Origin of the sequence: Desulfovibrio sp. MES5 (assembly GCF_002237645.1) — a bacterium.
Taxonomy (GTDB): Bacteria; Desulfobacterota; Desulfovibrionia; order Desulfovibrionales; family Desulfovibrionaceae; genus Desulfovibrio.
In genome coordinates, this window is record NZ_MJUZ01000019.1 from 16,347 (window position 1) to 33,129 (window position 16,783).

Here is a 16,783-nt window from a genome sequence, read left to right on the forward strand (position 1 = left end):
GGTTGTTTACCAGACTACTTGCCAATGCAGAATTGTGAGAAAACCCTGTCCAGCACTTCAGCCGGGCTGCTCAGCCCGGTAACTTCCGCCAGATGGGCGGCGGCCACGTCAAGACGCACGGCGCAGCAGTCATAAGGCCGCCCGGCATCAACATCTTCGCGCAGGGCCGTCAGTTCGGCCAGGGCCGCCTCAAGAGCCAGTGTTTGCCGGGCATTGGGCGCAAGCCCTTCTTCTCCGGCAGCCCCATCACTTTCAGCCAGCAACAGCGCGCGCAGGCGCTCAGCCATGTCCTCCACCTGTGTATCGGAAAAAGCGCTTGTTGCGCAACAGGTTTGGTTCTGAATCCAGCTTGGGGGGAATTTTTGGGGCATGCACAGGTCGCATTTGTTCCACACGACCAGTACAGGCGTTGTGCCTGCCATTTCAAGTACTTCGCGTGCTGCGGGGTCCGGGCAGACCTTGGCCGTTGCCCCGGCCTCGCCCAGAGCGCCGCCGTCCAGCACAAGAACAATGGCGTCCGCCTCGGCCAGTTTTTGCCGGCTGCGTTCAACGCCAAGCTCTTCAATACTTTCAGCGGCCTTGCGCAGACCTGCGGTATCCGTCAGGCGTACAGGCAGACCGTTGAGGTCGCAGGCCTCCTCCAGAAAATCGCGCGTGGTGCCGGGAATATCAGTGACCAGCGCCCGGTTGCGCCCAAGCAAAGCGTTCATGAGGCTGGATTTGCCGGCATTGACGGCGCCAGCCAGCACTACGACAGCCCCCTGCTGCATGACCCGCGCTCTGCGACTGCCCTTGAGCAGGTGCCGCAGCGCGGCAGACACTTTTTCAACAGCGGCGCTGAAGGTGGGGGCATCCATGCCTTCAACTTCGTCTTCAGGAAAGTCCACCGCCACGCACACCTGCATGCGCAGTTCTTCCAGCTCATTGCGCAGGGCCTCGGTGCGGCGGGCAAGCAGGCCGTCCAGCCGGTTGAGGCCGTAGCGCAGAGCCTCGCGCGAGGGCGCGGCGATAAGTTCGGCCACAGCTTCAGCCTGGCTCAGGTCCATACGCCCGTTGACAAAAGCCCGGCGTGAAAATTCACCCTGCTGCGCCTGCCGCGCGCCCCGTCGCAGGGCGCTCTCCAGCACTGCCTGAACAATAAAGGCTCCGCCGTGGCAATGGATTTCAGCCACGTCTTCCCCCGTAAAACTGCGCGGCCCAGGCATAAAGACGGCCAGCACGTCATCCAGCGCTTCGTCGTTCCAGTCCAGAACCCGCCCCCTGTGCAAAAACCAGGGACGAAAATTTTCAAACCTGGACGACAGGGGCAAAAACATGCGCGCAAGCACCTGCTTGGCTTCAGGCCCGGAAATGCGCACAATGCCGATCCCCCCGGATCCGGGTGGCGTGGCAATGGCCGCTATGGTGTCGCGTGTGGTGATGCCCATGTTTACGCTACAGTTATGGGTGCGCCGGTTTTACCCTGGCGGCATTTTTTCAGGGTTCAGGAAAATGCGGCTCCCGCCTTCCGCCAAAGGCGAAAATGCGGAAGCCGCCTTGATGTGCAAGCTCTGTCCGATTGCGTTACTAGAGCATTTAACTTTGAAAAAGTGTACATGCTCCAACGCTGCACGAGAGTGCAGCGCGCCACACCGTGGCGTGGATTCAGCCGAAAAATGCGATTTTGGCTGAATGAAAACTTTGAAATGTGAAGCATTTCAAAGTTAATCTGCTCTAAAATACGCCCTGACGGTGTGCACCGCCCAACCTCGCCACGCATAAGCAGGGAGGCCCCCAGGCGTTTCAGCATAAAAAGTTCCACCGCTGAACCCGGCGGGCGCGCCTGACGCATCCTTCATAGAAAACGCTTGCGCCCGTAGCCGCCTGAGGCCGTTCAACGTGAACTCGCTCTAGTTCTTTTCGGCCTTTTTGCGCAAGATGACAACCCTCTTCATGGGGCCGTCCCCTGTGCTGCGCGTCTGCACATCGACCGCCTCCTGAAGGCAGACGTGTACAATACGGCGATGGTACGAAGACAGGGGCCGCGTGGAATAGGACCGGCCACTCTGGCGCACCTTGTCGGCCAGCGCCAGCGCCATTTCGCGCAGCTTTTCGTCCTGACGGCGGCGGTATTCCCCGGCGTCAAGCTGCACGCGCACAGCGGCATTCATGCCTCGCGACACGATGCGCGAAATCATATACTGAAGCGCGGCCAGCGTCTGCCCTTCACGACCGATGAGCAGGCCCGAATCTTCTTCACTGTCAATGCCGACCTGCACCCTGTCGCCGCCCAGCTTTACTTCCAGGTTCACATCTTCGCCCACAATGGGGCGCACCAGCTGTCGGACGGTTTCACGCACAAGAGCGTCCAGGCGTTCCTGGTCAAGCTGCTCCATCGGCATGGCGGGCAGCCCTTCGGCGGCTTCTTCAAAATCATCGTCCAGAACGTCCATGCCCTTGGGCTGACGGGCAGCCTCACGGCCACCGTCTTTTGCGGCGTTGCGACCTTCGCGCCCATCACGGGAATCGCCACGACGGCCGCGCCCTTCGGGGCGTCTGCCGTCTTCACCGTTCTGCCCGTTTTGAGCACTCTGGCCATTTTGGCCATTTTGACCGCTCTGTCCGTTCTGGCCATTTTGACCGTTCTGGCCGCTGTGACCATTTTGCCCATTTTGACCATTCTGGCCGTTCTGCGCACGCCCCGAAGCCTTGCCCCGGTCTCTTGACCTGTCGCCACGGCCTTCGCCCTCGGCCTTGTCGGAAGGCTTTTCAGCGCTTCTGTCGGCAGCCCTGGATCCTGCGCGGCCATTGGCCTTTTCAGCGCCACGTTCCGGGTTTCTCTCACCCTGTTTTTCCTGACGCGGGCCTGCCCCCCTGGGCGGGCGGGCATCGCGCCCCTGCGAACCTTCGGCCTGTTCGGCAGCCGGTTCCTGTGCAGGTTTGCGATTGCGGGAACGGTTATTGCGCTTTTCCTGCTGGCCGTTGGTGGCCTGCGGGCCTTCCTCGCGCTGGGCGCGATTTTTTTCCGGCGCTTCAGGCGCTGGCACGCTTTCAGAAGCTTCAGCCTGCGCGCCTTTGCGTCCCAGGATACTTTCAACGGTTTCGCGCAGCTGCACCCGGCGCGCGCGGACCTTGGCCTTGCGCGCTCCGACGATGCCGAAGATGCCGGACTTGGAGTCCTGCACGATTTCGATTTCCAGCTTTTCACGCGCAGCATCAAAGTAGCCGCAGGCTTCCTCTATGGCGCTGTCCAGGTCCTTTCCCTGGAATTCTTTAAACCCTTCCATACTCGTCCTCGTTCCAATGGGCGGTACAGGCCGCCGTTGCGGCTATTTCGCGGCGGCGTGGCCTTTGAGCTTCCGTATCATCATCTGCTGCTGCGCAATGGACAGCACGTTGTTGACAAGCCAGTACAACACCAGACCTGCGGGGAAGTTCAGGAAAAGCACCGTGAAGATAAGGGGCAAAAACATCATGATCTTCTGCTGCGTGGGATCGGCGGCCGGGGGGTTCATCCTCTGCTGCAGGAACATGGTCACACCCATGATGATGGGGGTGATGTACAAGGGATCCTTGGTGGAAAGGTCAGCCAGCCAGAGCATGTCTGTGCCGGGCAGATACTTGATGAAGGGCGCGTGGCGCAGCTCGATGGAGGTGAGCAGGGCCTGGTACAGGCCGAAGAACACGGGCAGCTGGATAAGGATGGGCACGCAACCGCTGGCGGGATTGACGCCGTAGGTCTTGTAGAGTGCCATGACCTCCTTGTTCATCTGCTCCTTGTTGTCCTTGTACTTCTCGCGCAGCTCCGTCATGTGGGGCTGGAGCTTCTTCATTTTTTCCATCGAGGCGTAACTCTTGGCCGTGAGGGGCCAGAACACGGCCTTGATAAGCACGGTCAGCAGAATGATGGAAAGGCCCCAGTTGTGCACGTACTTCTGGAAGAATTCCAGCAGCCACAGCAGCCCTTTGGCAATGATGTGGAAAAAGCCCAGGTCAACGCTTTTGGCAAGCTGGGGCGAGGCGGCCTGGAGCTCGGAACGCACCTTGGGGCCAACCCAGTAGGAAACAGTCAGTTCCTTTTCCTGGCCGGGGCCAAGCAGGGCTTCCTGTTCTTCGACAGCGGCGCGATACACATTCTGCTGCATAACGCCCTTGACGGTCACGCTGTTGGTTTCACCGGGCATCACGGCCGTAAGAAAATACGTGCTCATGGCGCCAGCCCAGTAAATCTTGCCAACGGCCTGAACACCGGTGGTTTCAAGAGTGCTCGCGGAGCTTTCTTCCTTGAGGCTGCCGTCGTTGTCCCAGGCGACGCGCATGGCGTCGTAACGGTCGCCAGCGGCATTGCTGGCGTCAGCGGCTGCCGTGTAGCTCACACGCACGCTGCGCGCCTGTTCGCTCAGGTTCGTCACGCGAACCTTTTCCTTGATGAGATAGGTGGAGGCGTCGAAGGTCAGTTCGCGCACCACACGCAGGTTGTCCACTTCGCCCGTCAGGCGCAGTGAACCCTGCTGGTTTTCACCAAGGGAGAGGCCGCTTTCGCCAGCATCCAGGGACCACTGACCAGTGCTCCACGAGGGCTGGCTGTTGATAACAAGGCCCATGGGGGCCACCTGGGCCGTCTTGGCGTCAACCATGTTCACCAGGGGCGAATCCGCCGCGAGGCCAACCTGAAATTTTTTCAGCTTGAACGAACGCAGCGCGCCGCCGCCGCTGTAAACAACAGCTTCATAAAGGGGGGTGTCCACCGTAATGTCGCGGCCTGCCGAGGGCTCGAAAACGGGCAGACTGGGCTGCGCGGGCGCGGGCGCTGTTTGCGCCAGTTGCTGTGGCACCTGCTCGCTCTGCTTCTGCTGCTGCGCCACGGGGGCGGGCTTTGAGGTCCAGCCCATATGCTCGGCCAGATATCCCCAGCCGACAATGACAATAAGACAAAGAACAATGGCAATGATAAGATTTTTACTGTCTTGCATGTGGGCGCTCACTCCTGGGACAATGGCGGAACGTCGCGGCGACGTCGTCCTGATGGTGGTGGAACTGGATCATAGCCCGATCCGCCCCAAGGATGACAGCGGGCCAGGCGCTTGAGCGCCAGCCAGCCGCCACGCAACACGCCGTGGGTCATTACGGCCTCTACGGCATAGGCGGAACAGGTAGGGTAATAGCGGCAGGCAGGGGGCAACACGGGCGAGATGCAGCGCTGGTACACGCGTATGGGAAATACGCAGAGGGTGCGCAGCATGTGGCTCATGGCAGACCTGCCAATGCCGAAGAGCCCGACTGATGTCGGGCCGCACGCCGTAGCAACGGCAAAAGTTCCGCAGCCACACGGGCATAATCCAGTGCGGCTTCTCCGGCATGCTTTTTTGCTATGGTAACGATGTCGGCCTCCACGGGCAGTTCTTCTCTGTGCAGGCGGTAGAATTCCCGCAGGAGCCTCTTGACGCGATTACGCACCACGGCATTGCCTACCTTGCGGGAGACGGCCATGCCTGTGCGCGCGCGAAGACCGGGACAGCCTCCCGGCAACACAAAGACAAGGAAATGCTCGGTGTGGTAACGCCTGCCCCGCTCATAACAGGCCGTAAACTCCACCCGACGGCGGATGCGCAACTGCCTGGGCAGAAGATACCGGCGCATGGAAGCTCCCGGACGACGAACGGGGGATGCCCCCCGTTCACTCAGGCGCTGAGACGCTTGCGGCCCTTGGCGCGACGGCGGCGCAGGATGGCTCGACCACCAGGGGTGGCCATACGGGCGCGAAAACCGTGGGTGCGGGCTCTTCTGATCTTGCTCGGCTGATATGTTCTCTTCATGACTGACTCCTTAAAATTTCCGGTATGACCAGCGCCCTTACCGGGACTTAGCGGCACGTCGGGCTTTAGCGGTTATGGGCCGTCCACTTGTTATAGCGGTCAGGGACGGCAAGGCCCTGGCGTTAAAATATATGGAAGAAGCTACATACACGCGCACAGCCCCTCCGTCAAGCGCAGACTGGGCCGATCGTCGGCTGAACATGGCGCGCGTCACAAAAACAGGCGGCGTAACGCCGCCTGTAAGGCTTGACCGGCATGGCAGAATGCATCCTGCCATTACACGGGCTGTTGGTCAAACGCCAAAATCTTACGGCAAGGGAGCCCGCGCAGGAGCGCCGCCCCCACCGGAGGCGCTGCCAGCCCCGTTGCTGGGCGGGAGCAGGTCGTCCGCTGTAAGGGAAGGAACCGGCGGCGGAATCGGAACGTCCGCCTGTGCGCCGCCGTTGGACGAACGCACGGAGCCAACGCCGGCTTTTCCAAAAGCCCCGACAGCTGCGCCCGATCCTGTCACCGACATGGATGGGGCCGCGGACGACGCGCTCGAAGACGCAGATGTGGATGCCGCCGCTGGCGGCACGCCCGAAGGCTTGGCCGCGCCTGAGGGCGCAGCGACGCCATTGCCAATCCCGACAGAAGGTGAGGGCGCAACCGCCGCAGTGCCATTGCCATTACCTTGCCGCGACGAAGACGGAGCGGTAAGCGCCGGGCTGACAGAGGCCGGTTTTTCTGCCGGGGTTCTGGCGGCCTGCGCCGCTTCACTTTTTTTACCAGCCTGAACGGCGGTGGTCCCGCCCTGCTTTGCGGGCCGGGACGTCGCGTGGGGCCAGGGGCGCGCAGGAGCCTTAGGGTCAACAACAATGCTGTGCGGGGCGGTTTTTCCGCCACGGCTGCCCTTGCCGGTGCTCACGTCAGGCTGCCCCTGAGGACTGGACATGAGTTCCGGCACAGCGGCAGGATCGGCAAAAGCCGCGCCCACCATGCGAATCTGGCGCGGCTGCGTCAGCGTATTCCAGTAAAGGCGCGCGCCGCCTGTGCGCATCCAGGCCTCGGTCAGATTGGGGCCGCCATCGGGCAGGGTCTGGGGAAGCGAAGACTCGGCGACACCGGCAAACGACACGCCGGACATGCCGGACGTGACGCCGAAACACAAAATGGCCACGCCCAAGGCCACAGGGCGCAAGGTACGGGCCAGCACCGCGTTTTTGTAGTGTGTCACGAACATAATACCACCTCTTCCTCGCTTATCGGCAAATGCCACAGTAAACTTTAGGGGGGCTGATTACAGTGCTTTGCGGAGGGAAGGACCCACACGCAGCGCCGGGCAGGCGAGGCTTGAGGTTGAACTGCTTTCTTTGTGGGAGAGGACCACTTTTAAAATGGGCTCCTCCACCACGCCCCCATCCCTTAAAACTTTTATTGTATTTCATTGCATTACACAGTGTTTTCTGCTGTAAAGCGGTGGTTCCAGAGGCAGCGTTTTTCAGGCGTCGCGCCCACGTAAAGCTGATCCGCTTTAGAGCATTGCAATGCTAATAAAGGGCGCTTGCTCTCAAGCGGCTCAAGCGACAGCGTGCCGCAACGTGATATGCGCGGTTTACCCGCTCTCAGGCGACGCACACGGGCTGCCATGCTGCGAGAACCCGCCCCACGTCACTACAGGCACGCCACCCGCTTCGCGCAGAGACGCAGCAGAAGCAATCCACGTAAAAGGCGGCTTCGACAGGCTGCCGCGCCTTGACAGCAGCGCCCCCCTTGGGCACATTTCAGGCATCATTTTCACCGGCCAAGGAGCAAAAATGTCCGTGCCCTCTTCTACAGACGCCACCCCTGATCGCTCTGGCCCCTCTTCCATCACGGCACCAGCCAGACCGTCACCGTGCATCATCCTTATAGGAATGGCCGGAGCGGGCAAGTCCACCATCGGCGAGGCCCTGGCCAAACGTCTGGGCTGGGCCTTTATGGACAGCGACCACCTTATTGAAGCCGTTTATGCTGCCCGTCTGCAAGACATAACCGACGCCCTTGGCAAGGACGCCTTTCTTGAAGTGGAAGCCGGCATCATCAGCGCCATAAAGGCCAACCGCGCCGTCATCGCCACCGGCGGCAGCGTTGTCTACCGCGAAAAAGCCATGCGGCACCTCGCCTCGCTGGGGCCCATCGTGCATCTGGACGTGCCGCTCAGCATTGTTGAAGAGCGCATAGCCCGCAATCCGCAACGGGGCCTGGCCATCGGGCCAGGGCAGACCCTCGGCGATATTTTTCTGGAACGCCAGGAACTGTACACCCGTTACGCGACCCTGTGCTGTGAAGCTACCTGTAAAAATCCGCAGCAATGCGTGGACTGGATTGTGGACAACCTGCCCCCGCAGGCCATTGCCGCTGACGGCGCAGGCCGCTGACGGCGTAGTCTGGCCAGACCGCACCCGCCTTCCCTCCTTCTTTCATGCCGCCTGCCGGGATCTGCGGCAATCATGCAGCGCGCCCTTTTGCCGTCAGCTGCCCGAATTGCAGGGCGGCATGTGCGGAATCCTGCCATGCGCCCTTTTGCCCAGGCCATAACATGGCGCTTGGACACAAAAAAAGCGGGGCCGAAGCCCCGCTAAAAAAACACATTTCTGTCGGCAAATACGCGCGCCCAGAACAACGCTCATTGAGAACATGCAATCCCAACCATCGAGCACGCCCACACTGGCGCGTATCCGCGCATATGGACGCGACTGCAAGCGTCAGCGCCTTTATGGCGCGCGCCTCTCTTCACACAGCCGACAGAGCCGCATCAAAATAAGATTATCCTAGAACTGCCAGCTCTTGCCGTCATACCTGATCAGTTCGTTTATCCTGCGGGCCTTGACCTGCTGGCAGGCCGCCGTCAGCGCAGCCTGACGGGAAGCGCCACGGCATTCGTAAACGTTTTCTTTGTAACGCACAAAGCCAACGTACTGGCCTGACGCGCCGGGGCGCAGTTCGGTGGAGATGCTGCTTTCGTCCACTTCAACATAGCTTGCCACAAAGTCCTTGCCGACCTGTTGCACGTCCTTTTTGGACTTGGAGGGAACCACGGTTCTGCCAGCCTGAGCGACCAGCTTGTGGCCCACGGAGTCCAGTTCGGCAGCTATCTGAGCTTCAGTTTTAGCGCCCTTGGCCACGGGTTGCGTCTTTTCCGCACTGGCGGCGGCTTTCTTGTCAACTTTTTTGGCAGACTTGCCGGGAGCCGGAGCTTCAGGCGCGGGGGCGGGGGCCGCAGCTTCTGCGGGCTGTGCGGGCGTAACCGCCGCTTCCGTAGAAGAAGTATCGCCGCCAAACCAGGCGCAACCGCCTGCTGTCAGACCAAAAGTCAGCAAAAGAGCCAGAAATGTTTGTTTGCGCATAGCACCTCACACATTAAAGCCGGGCGGCATAGGGCCACCCGGCTTTTTGCATATTATTCCAATGAAACCCGCCCTTCGATTATTCGAAGGAGATTTCGGTGCGCCGGTTCATGGCGCGACCTTCAGCGGATTCGTTGTTGTACTTGAAGGACTTGCCACGGCCGATGGCGGTCATGCGGCTGGCGGGGATGCCCTGCTTCACAAGATAGTTCTTCACGCTGTTGGCGCGTTCCTGTGAAAGCTTCATGTTGTAAGCGTCAGAACCGATCCAGTCAGTCCAGCCGGTAAGCACGACGCGCTTGTTGGGGCTGGCCTTGATGAGACCGGCGGCTTCGTTCAGGATGCCCATGGCCTTGCTGTCAAGAGCATAGGAGTTGAAAGCGAAGTGCACGCCACGCAGCACGATCACGTCTTCGTCCTGGCAGAACACTGACAGAACAAAGCGCTCAACGGCGGCGTCGCTGGTGGCCAGTTCTTCACCACGCACCACGATGGTGGCGGGGTTCAGAGCGGCGACCTGCTTGATGGTTTCTTCACCGTTCTTGGTGTCGGCGAAGGAGATGATGTGGATAACCAGGTTACGCTGGCTGGCGTACAGCTGACGGGCAACTTCCACCAGATTGGCGCCACGGTTGTTGTCGCCGTCAGTCACGAGGATAACGGCGGCGTCGCGCTTCATGCTGGACAGGAAGGGCTCATAAGCCTGCAGGCCGGTGCCCATGCGGGTCATGCGGCCAAAGATGTCAAAGCCGGAACGCAGCTTGTTGATGCCTGCGGCCATGCTGGCACGGTCCCAGGGGCCCTGGGCAACGATAACGCCGTTGGGCGAAATGGTGTGCAGGCCGCCATTATAGTTCAAGGCAGGAATAGCGGCGTTGACGCGCTGCAACACGCTTTTGGCCACAATGATTTTATCCTGCTTCAGCTGAGCGTTCTTCATCATCATGGAACCGGAATAGTCCACAACGAAGTCAAAGCTGTCAATTTTCTTGGTGCAGGCCGGTGCGGCCGCGGCGGCCACAGCATAGCTCAAAATAAGAGCAGCGGCCAGAACAAGAAGACGAAACGATTTCATACTGCCTCCCAAACGTTGATAAGTTCGTCGAATTACCGTCAACCAACAGTAAATCGCGGTGTGCCCGCCACGTTGCCGGCTCACTCCAGGCAAGGCCTTTGGAGACGGCAACTGTCTTAGACATAACCGCCTTTATGAAAAACCGCAAGTTTTAAATAGGAAATATTCTCTAATAACTGCCTGTTGCTTACGGCGTTCTCAGTTTTTTCGCAGCATCGCACCATAGAAAAACCATTGCGCACCCCACCGCTGGACAGCCTGCCGAGGCTGAGGCATACTTTGACGAAGAATTAAAGGAATATCTCTATGCCTACCCTGCCTTTTTCCAAATGGAGCCCAGGCGGCAACACCACACTTCTGTTTCCGTCAAACGGGCTTGCACCCGCCTTGCAGTGCCGCATGGCCAGACAGGCCCTGACCGAATCCTGCCTGGGCGGAGAACAGGCCGGTTTTGTTGATATTGAGGCCCATAGCCTGCGCATGGCCGGGGGCGAGTTCTGCATCAATGCCAGCAGGGCTGTGGGCGCAATGCTGGCCTACACCGATGATTGCAGCCAGCACGCTGAAGACGCGGCCCGGCCACGTGAAAACGGTGTCCTGCCCGTTGCTCCTGACGGCCCCGCATTACAGCGGAGCTATACAATCAGCGTTTCTGGCTGGCAGAGCCCCGTGCAGCTTCGCGTATGCGGATACGCTCCCCACTGGCGCGTGGAAGTCGTTTTGCAACTGCCAGACATCACCATACAGCGCATGGCCGAGGGCATACACCTGGTGCGCCTGCCCGGCATCAGCCATCTTCTGCTCGACGGTCACATACACAGCCAGCCCGAAGACTGCTACGCTGCGGCGGCCCTGTTGCGCGAACGCTATGACCTTAAACAGGAAGCGGCCGTGGGCGTCATATGGTGGAGGACGCTTCAGGGCCAGATGGATATGCTGCCTCTGGTGCACGTACGCGACACGCGCAGCGACTATCTTGAGAGCGCCTGCGGTTCCGGCGCGCTGGCACTGGCTCTGAGCCGTTCGCAGACTGCCGGGGGCAAAAGCTTTACCATCATGCAGCCCAGCGGCTCCCCCCTGGACGTGCGCCTTTTTTCCGAAGGCGGAGAGTTCATGGCTGGAGTGGACGGGCCAGTATCTCTGGTGGCCAAAGGGCAGGTCTGGCTGCCTGACGCGGCCGACTGATCATGGCCGCGAGACTGCGCGAGGGATTTACCACCGGTTCGGCAGCAACGGGCGCGGCGCTGGCCGCCCTGCACCTTTTGCGCGCCGGAGGCGCGCCAAGCCATGTGGACGTGCCGCTGCCCCCTTTCAGTTCCGGGGCTTCCAGTCCTTCCAGTCCTTCCGCTCCTTCCGGCCCGCCGGATGTCGCAGCTGATGGCGCAGCGGGTGCTGGAGCGGACGCATCAGGTAATGGGAACCCCAAAAACGCGGCACTTCCCACGCCAAGGGGCTGGCTGCGGCTTGAGGTGGCCGCCTGCGGCCATGGTCCGGCCCCTGAGCTGGCCGCATGCCCGGAGTTTGCGCCGCTTTTTGCTCAAGAAGGCTCTTGCGCCCAGTCCACCGGGGCGGGGCACAATGGCGTTTTTCGCGTGGCCCACGCCTCCATACGCAAGGACGGCGGTGATGACCCCGACGCCACTTCCGGCGCGCTTATCACGGCCACGGTAGTTGAACATTCCGCCATGGCCGCACAAACTGGCGTCACCTATGCCGCCACAAGAGCGGCTGCCGCAGAGGCCCTTGCCGTCAGCATTGAGGGCGGGCCGGGCGTTGGGCGCGTGACCCTGCCGGGGCTTCCCATTCCTGTGGGCGAAGCTGCCGTCAACCCCACGCCCCGCCAGCAGATAACCTTTGCCATGCGCCATGGAGCGCTGGTTTTCGGCACAGGCCCCTGCCCTCCCCTTAGGGTCATTGTCAGTGTTCCTGAAGGGGAACGTCTGGCCCGGCAGACATTTAACCCGCGACTGGGCATTGTGGGCGGCATTTCCATCCTTGGCACGCAGGGAACGGTACGTCCGTACAGCCATCAGGCATGGAAGGCCACCATTGAACAGGGGCTGGCCGTGGCTGCGGCCACAGGCTGCCGCGACATTGGGCTGACCACGGGGCGACGCTCCGAGCGCCTGCTTATGGACAAATATCCGCATATGCCGCAAAGAAGTTTTATTCAGGTTGCGGACTTTGCGGCGTTTTCCCTCAAGGCTGCCGGGGCCATGCCCTTTGACAGCCTCATATGGGGTTGTTTTTTCGGCAAGCTGGTCAAACTCGCTCAGGGGCACGCCTACACGCATGCCCGCCACGCCGACCTGGACATGGAGGATCTCGCGCGCCTGTGCCGCCAGTGCGGCGCGTCCTGCGCGGATCAGGTGGGCCACTGCGTCACCGCGGCCCACGCGCTGGAACTGCTCCTGCAGGACAAGGCCGGAAACGACGTTATCGCCCTCACGGGCGAAAAAGCCGCCGCCGTGGCGGCAAATTTCGCAGGCCGCCATGTGCGTCTGCATCTTTTTCACACCGACGGCAGGGAATTACTGGCATTATGAAAAATCAGGTCGCACTGCCCGGCATCGCCGTGCCCGCACAGAGCGGACCCGAAAGCGCAAGCGAGCGCAGGGCCGACTCCAAACCCGAAGCCACGCCTGGCGCGGCCAGGGCCATCTTGCCCTGCGTCCCGGCTGCCCCGCCGGAGGCTGATCTGCTGGAGTCCGTACCGCCCGAAGCCTTTACGCCGCCTGCTGCGCCCCTTGAGGCCGCATCTCCGGGGGCCGCTATGCCAGAAGCTGCGCTACTGGATGGTGCTGAGCCAGAGACCACCCCCCTTGAAGCCGCCGCGCCGTCTCTTCCACATTCCGCTTCGGACGCGGCCCCACGCGCAGTCAGCGCAGCGCTGGCTGCCCCTGACCCGCAGGAAGAACCAGCCGCTTCGCCCTCCCCGGATTTGCAGGCAACTTCCGCCCTTACGACGCCGCCCGTGTCCCCGGAAATCCCCGTTGATGCCGCCCCTGCGCCCGAAACCGAAAACAGCGCCGCGAACTGCGCCACCGGCGCTGCCGCCCATTTGTCAGAAGCGGCTTCGCCAGCACGCCCGCCCAAAAAACAGCGCAAACCCGCGCCGCTGCCCGCGCCACTGCCCGTGGATGCGCAGCCTGCGGAATCCCAGTCGGACGACTGGCCGCCCATGTCAGAAATTCTGCAATCTTTTTTCATCTTTGAGCCCACCACGGCAGAGCCTTCGCCCATCACGGTTCTTGGCCTTGACTGCGCCCGCCCGCGCGGCCTGCTGGAGCTTACGGCCTCACAACGCGCCTTGCTGCAAGAGGCGGACGTCATATGCGGCGGACGCTATCTCTTGCGCGAACTGACTGGCGCTGCTGAAGAAAAAAACTCCGCTGACCAGGGCGACGACGCCGACAACGCGCGCGCCTCTTTACCCGCTTCTGCGCCAGCTTCTGCACTTGACGCCTATGAAGACAATGCGGGCCCCCATACGCTTAAGGCGCGCCTGCTGCCCCTGAGCACCCCGCTGCAACCCGTGCTCACCAGGCTGAGCCAGATGCGCGCCGCTGGCGAGCGCGTTGTCATGCTGGCCGACGGCGACCCTTTGCTTTTCGGCATCGGGGCCACCCTGGTGCGCCTTCTCGGCCAGGACGCCGTACGCCTCTTGCCTGCCGTCAGTTCCCTGCAGCAGGCCTGCGCCCGGCTGGCCCTGCCCTGGCACAAGGTCATCTGCCTTTCCCTGCACGGGCGTGACGATCTCGGCCCCCTCAACGCGGCCGTAAGCAAAAACGCGCCCCTCTGCGTGCTCACCGACGCGCGCATGACCCCGGATTTTCTCACGCGCCACCTTCTTGACCGTGGCGTCGACTGGTTCCGTGCCCACGTTTTTGAACGTATGGGCGCGCCTGACGAGCTCTGCCACAACCTCGACATGGCGCAGGCCGCCAGCACCACATTTGGCCCTGCCTGCACGCTTGTTCTTGTGCCCGGCGACTCGCCGCGCCGCGCACGCCTCGGCCTTGAGGCGCACGAACTTGCCGTGGACAGGGGACTTATAAGCAAAAAACCCGTGCGTGCCGCCGCTCTGGCCCTGTTGCGGATCGAGCCGCACCATGTGGTCTGGGATGTGGGCGCAGGCTCCGGGGCGGTAGCCCTTGAAGCCGCTGTTTTGGCCCATGAAGGGCGCGTCATCGCGGTGGAGCGCTCCGTGGGGCGGGCCATGAGCATTCAGGAAAACCGCCGCCGCTTCGGCGTGGCCATTCTGGACGTTCGCCTGGGCGAAGCGCCCGAATGCCTGACCTCACTGCCCGACCCTCACCGGGTTTTCATTGGCGGCGGTCTTTCAGGAGAAGACGGTGAAGACATCCTTGGGCACGTGTGCCTGCGCCTGCCCGTAGGCGGGCGTGTTGTGGCAAGCTGCGTTCTGCTGGACACCCTCTGCCTTTGCCGCAACTTTTTCGAGCGACTGGGCTGGCCTGTGGAAATCTGCCAGATTCAGGCGTCCGAAGGCAGGGAACTGGGCGGCGATGTGCACCTGGCAGCCATGAATCCTGTATTTTTGCTTACAGCCCAAAAACCCGCCCCCGACGGCGTGGCGCAGAAGCGTGAACATGAATAGCGGCAACACAGAAACACCTTCGACCGGCGGCCTGATCTCCACTGGCCCATCTTGCGCAAAAAGCCCCGACACCGCCCACGCAAAGGGCGTCGGCCCAGGTCTTGTCAGCTTTGTGGGGGCAGGCCCAGGCGACCCGGAACTGCTGACCCTCAAAGGCCGCAAAGCCATTGAAGAGGCCAGCCTCGTGCTCTATGCCGGTTCGCTGGTTCCGCCGGACGTGGTGGCCTGCGCGGCCCCCGGCGTCCCCGTGGTGGACTCCGCCCCCCTGACGCTTGAGCAATGTCATGACCTTGTGCGCCGTACGGCCCTGGCGGGCGGCCCGGTGGCGCGCGTCCACACGGGCGACCCCTCCCTCTACGGCGCGCTGCGTGAACAGGCCCGCCTGTTGGACCAGGACGGCATCCCCTGGCGCGTGATCCCGGGCGTTACCGCAGCCTGCGCGGCGGCCGCCGCCGCAGGAGTGACGTTTACCGTGCCGGAAGTGACCCAGAGCCTCATCATCACCCGCATGGAGGGCCGCACCCCTGTGCCGGAACGCGAGGCCCTGCGCCTGCTGGCGGCCCACGGCACGTCCATGGCCGTCTATCTTTCAGCCGGGGCCTGCGAAAATCTGCAGGCAGAGCTGCTGGCCCACACCCCGCCAGATACGCCAGTTTTATGCGCCTACCGCGTGGGCTGGCCCGACCAGCGCCTCATCTGGGCCACTGCCGGAACCCTGGCCCATTGCGTACACGAACACGGGCTTGCACGGCAGACTGTTTTTCTGGTGCTGCCGGGGCAAAACGCCGCAGACACAGCCTCGCTCCTCTACGCGGCCAATTTCAGCCACGGCTACAGGCTGGCTGACGAAGACTAGACCTGTGGCGCATTGAAATACCTTGTGGGGGAAGGATCCTTTTGCAAGAGGATTTCCTGCTCCGCGCGCCCTCCCTTAAAACTTTTATTGGCTTTTGGCTTATCATAACGCGCTTGCTGATCTGAAGCGGACGCTCCAGAAGCTGCTGCAGGCAGCACTCCACCGTAAAGTTTGTCTGCTCCGGGGTGGTTCGCGAGCACCGCTTGTTTTTTGCCCTGGCAGCGCCTTTTTTTCTTCCGTACGCCATCCGGCGCAGGTGCCCACATTCCTGCAGCGCGCGCTTCGGCGCGTTTTCTTTGAACGATAAGAGCTCTAGAGCTGATTAACTTTGAAATCCTTCACATTTCAAAGTTTTTATTCAGCCGAACAATGCGCTTTTCGGTAGCCGTCAGCGGGTCTTTGCCACTTGCGGATAGCGGCAGCCATCCACAGGCTGTGTTCAATTAACCACTTGCTGCCTTCGCGGCAGCCTTTGCCCGCAGGGCTTGCCTGAACCGTTGACGGAACCGTCTTACGGGGCAGGACAGCATCGCTACGGATGGCGACAGCGATTGCATGGGGCAAGCCGTGTCGTTACGCATGCTGTCTTCGCGGCAATCGTTGGCGAGTCTGCGAGCCTTACGAATGGCGACAGCGATTACGTAGAACAATATGTATAGCTACTCATGCTGTCTTTATCCGTAGCTTCCTGCGTCGCAACGCTTTAAGCCTGCGCGCAACGCTTGAAGCATCCCTGGTTTCCTTCGTCGCAAGGGCTAAAGCTCGGCTAAATCTACGCCCACGTTGCGGCGCGCTGCACTTTTGTGCAGCGTTAGAGCATGTACCCTTTCAAAATTAAAATGCTCTGAACAGCGTCGGCGTACCGCCAGCTATGGACAGAACAGGCCCGGTATAAGCCGCCACCTTTGGGAAACATCCGCTCCCCCCTTCGAACGCCTTTACGGCGCATCCCCCCTTGATGCTCTTACAACGCGCCGCATAACTTGCCTTTTCCGGCCCGTGCCATGTCGCTCCCCCACGCCGCCACGGCGCCCTCACGCCATACGCTGGCGCGGTAAAGCCGCGTAAATG

Annotated in this window: 14 protein-coding genes; 5 read left to right on the forward strand and 9 right to left on the reverse strand. The window is 61.5% G+C overall.

Annotation, left to right across the window (positions count from 1 at the left end; genetic code table 11):
- Positions 1–14: 14 nt before the first annotated feature.
- The 7 genes from mnmE to BCS36_RS06505 form a co-directional block, all read right to left on the reverse strand.
- The gene (gene mnmE / locus BCS36_RS06475) at positions 15–1,421 is read right to left on the reverse strand and encodes a tRNA uridine-5-carboxymethylaminomethyl(34) synthesis GTPase MnmE (RefSeq protein WP_291302111.1); all 1,407 of its coding nucleotides are present in this window, start codon (positions 1,419–1,421) and stop codon (positions 15–17) included.
- A gap of 468 nt (positions 1,422–1,889) precedes the next feature.
- Positions 1,890–3,266 carry a protein jag gene (locus BCS36_RS06480; protein WP_291302086.1) on the reverse strand — a complete coding sequence of 459 codons (1,377 nt, stop codon included), beginning with the start codon at positions 3,264–3,266 and terminating at the stop codon, positions 1,890–1,892.
- 42 nt (positions 3,267–3,308) lie between these two features.
- Positions 3,309–4,952, reverse strand: coding sequence for a membrane protein insertase YidC (yidC, locus tag BCS36_RS06485; RefSeq protein ID WP_291302087.1), 1,644 nt, complete (start codon positions 4,950–4,952; stop codon positions 3,309–3,311).
- 8 nt (positions 4,953–4,960) lie between these two features.
- Positions 4,961–5,230: a membrane protein insertion efficiency factor YidD gene (gene yidD, locus BCS36_RS06490; protein ID WP_291302088.1), complete on the reverse strand. Its 270-nt coding sequence runs from the start codon at positions 5,228–5,230 to the stop codon at positions 4,961–4,963.
- Positions 5,227–5,619 carry a ribonuclease P protein component gene (gene rnpA / locus BCS36_RS06495; protein ID WP_291302089.1) on the reverse strand — a complete coding sequence of 131 codons (393 nt, stop codon included), beginning with the start codon at positions 5,617–5,619 and terminating at the stop codon, positions 5,227–5,229. Before rnpA ends, yidD begins: the two co-directional genes overlap by 4 nt.
- 41 nt (positions 5,620–5,660) lie before the next feature.
- On the reverse strand, positions 5,661–5,795 hold the full coding sequence (gene rpmH, locus BCS36_RS06500) for a 50S ribosomal protein L34 (RefSeq protein WP_165064844.1): 135 nt from the start codon (positions 5,793–5,795) through the stop codon (positions 5,661–5,663).
- A gap of 307 nt (positions 5,796–6,102) precedes the next feature.
- A complete protein-coding gene (locus tag BCS36_RS06505) occupies positions 6,103–7,017 on the reverse strand; it encodes a hypothetical protein (protein ID WP_291302090.1) in 915 nt (304 codons plus the stop codon).
- A 574-nt stretch (positions 7,018–7,591) separates the two neighbouring features.
- On the opposite strand from BCS36_RS06505, the gene thrB reads away from it, so the two are divergent.
- The gene (gene thrB / locus BCS36_RS06510) at positions 7,592–8,194 is read left to right on the forward strand and encodes a homoserine kinase (RefSeq protein WP_291302091.1); all 603 of its coding nucleotides are present in this window, start codon (positions 7,592–7,594) and stop codon (positions 8,192–8,194) included.
- Positions 8,195–8,587: 393 nt separating this feature from the next.
- On the opposite strand, the gene BCS36_RS06515 is transcribed toward thrB, so the two are convergent.
- The gene (locus BCS36_RS06515; protein ID WP_291302092.1) at positions 8,588–9,163 is read right to left on the reverse strand and encodes a translation initiation factor 2; all 576 of its coding nucleotides are present in this window, start codon (positions 9,161–9,163) and stop codon (positions 8,588–8,590) included.
- 79 nt (positions 9,164–9,242) lie between these two features.
- Positions 9,243–10,238 (reverse strand): OmpA family protein, encoded by a 996-nt coding sequence (locus tag BCS36_RS06520; protein ID WP_291302093.1) that lies wholly within the window; start codon positions 10,236–10,238, stop codon positions 9,243–9,245.
- Between the two features lie 306 nt (positions 10,239–10,544).
- Between BCS36_RS06520 and BCS36_RS06525 the strand changes: the two genes are divergently transcribed.
- The 4 genes from BCS36_RS06525 to cobM are packed head-to-tail and all read left to right on the forward strand — an operon-like array spanning position 10,545 to position 15,712.
- Complete coding sequence (locus BCS36_RS06525; RefSeq protein ID WP_291302094.1) at positions 10,545–11,423, forward strand: hypothetical protein; 879 nt, start codon at positions 10,545–10,547, stop codon at positions 11,421–11,423.
- Between the two features lie 2 nt (positions 11,424–11,425).
- Positions 11,426–12,784 (forward strand): cobalt-precorrin-5B (C(1))-methyltransferase CbiD, encoded by a 1,359-nt coding sequence (gene cbiD / locus BCS36_RS06530; RefSeq protein WP_291302095.1) that lies wholly within the window; start codon positions 11,426–11,428, stop codon positions 12,782–12,784.
- Positions 12,781–14,856, forward strand: coding sequence for a precorrin-6y C5,15-methyltransferase (decarboxylating) subunit CbiE (gene cbiE, locus BCS36_RS06535; protein WP_291302096.1), 2,076 nt, complete (start codon positions 12,781–12,783; stop codon positions 14,854–14,856). Before cbiD ends, cbiE begins: the two co-directional genes overlap by 4 nt.
- Positions 14,849–15,712 (forward strand): precorrin-4 C(11)-methyltransferase, encoded by an 864-nt coding sequence (gene cobM / locus BCS36_RS06540; protein WP_291302097.1) that lies wholly within the window; start codon positions 14,849–14,851, stop codon positions 15,710–15,712. Before cbiE ends, cobM begins: the two co-directional genes overlap by 8 nt.
- Positions 15,713–16,783: the final 1,071 nt, after the last annotated feature.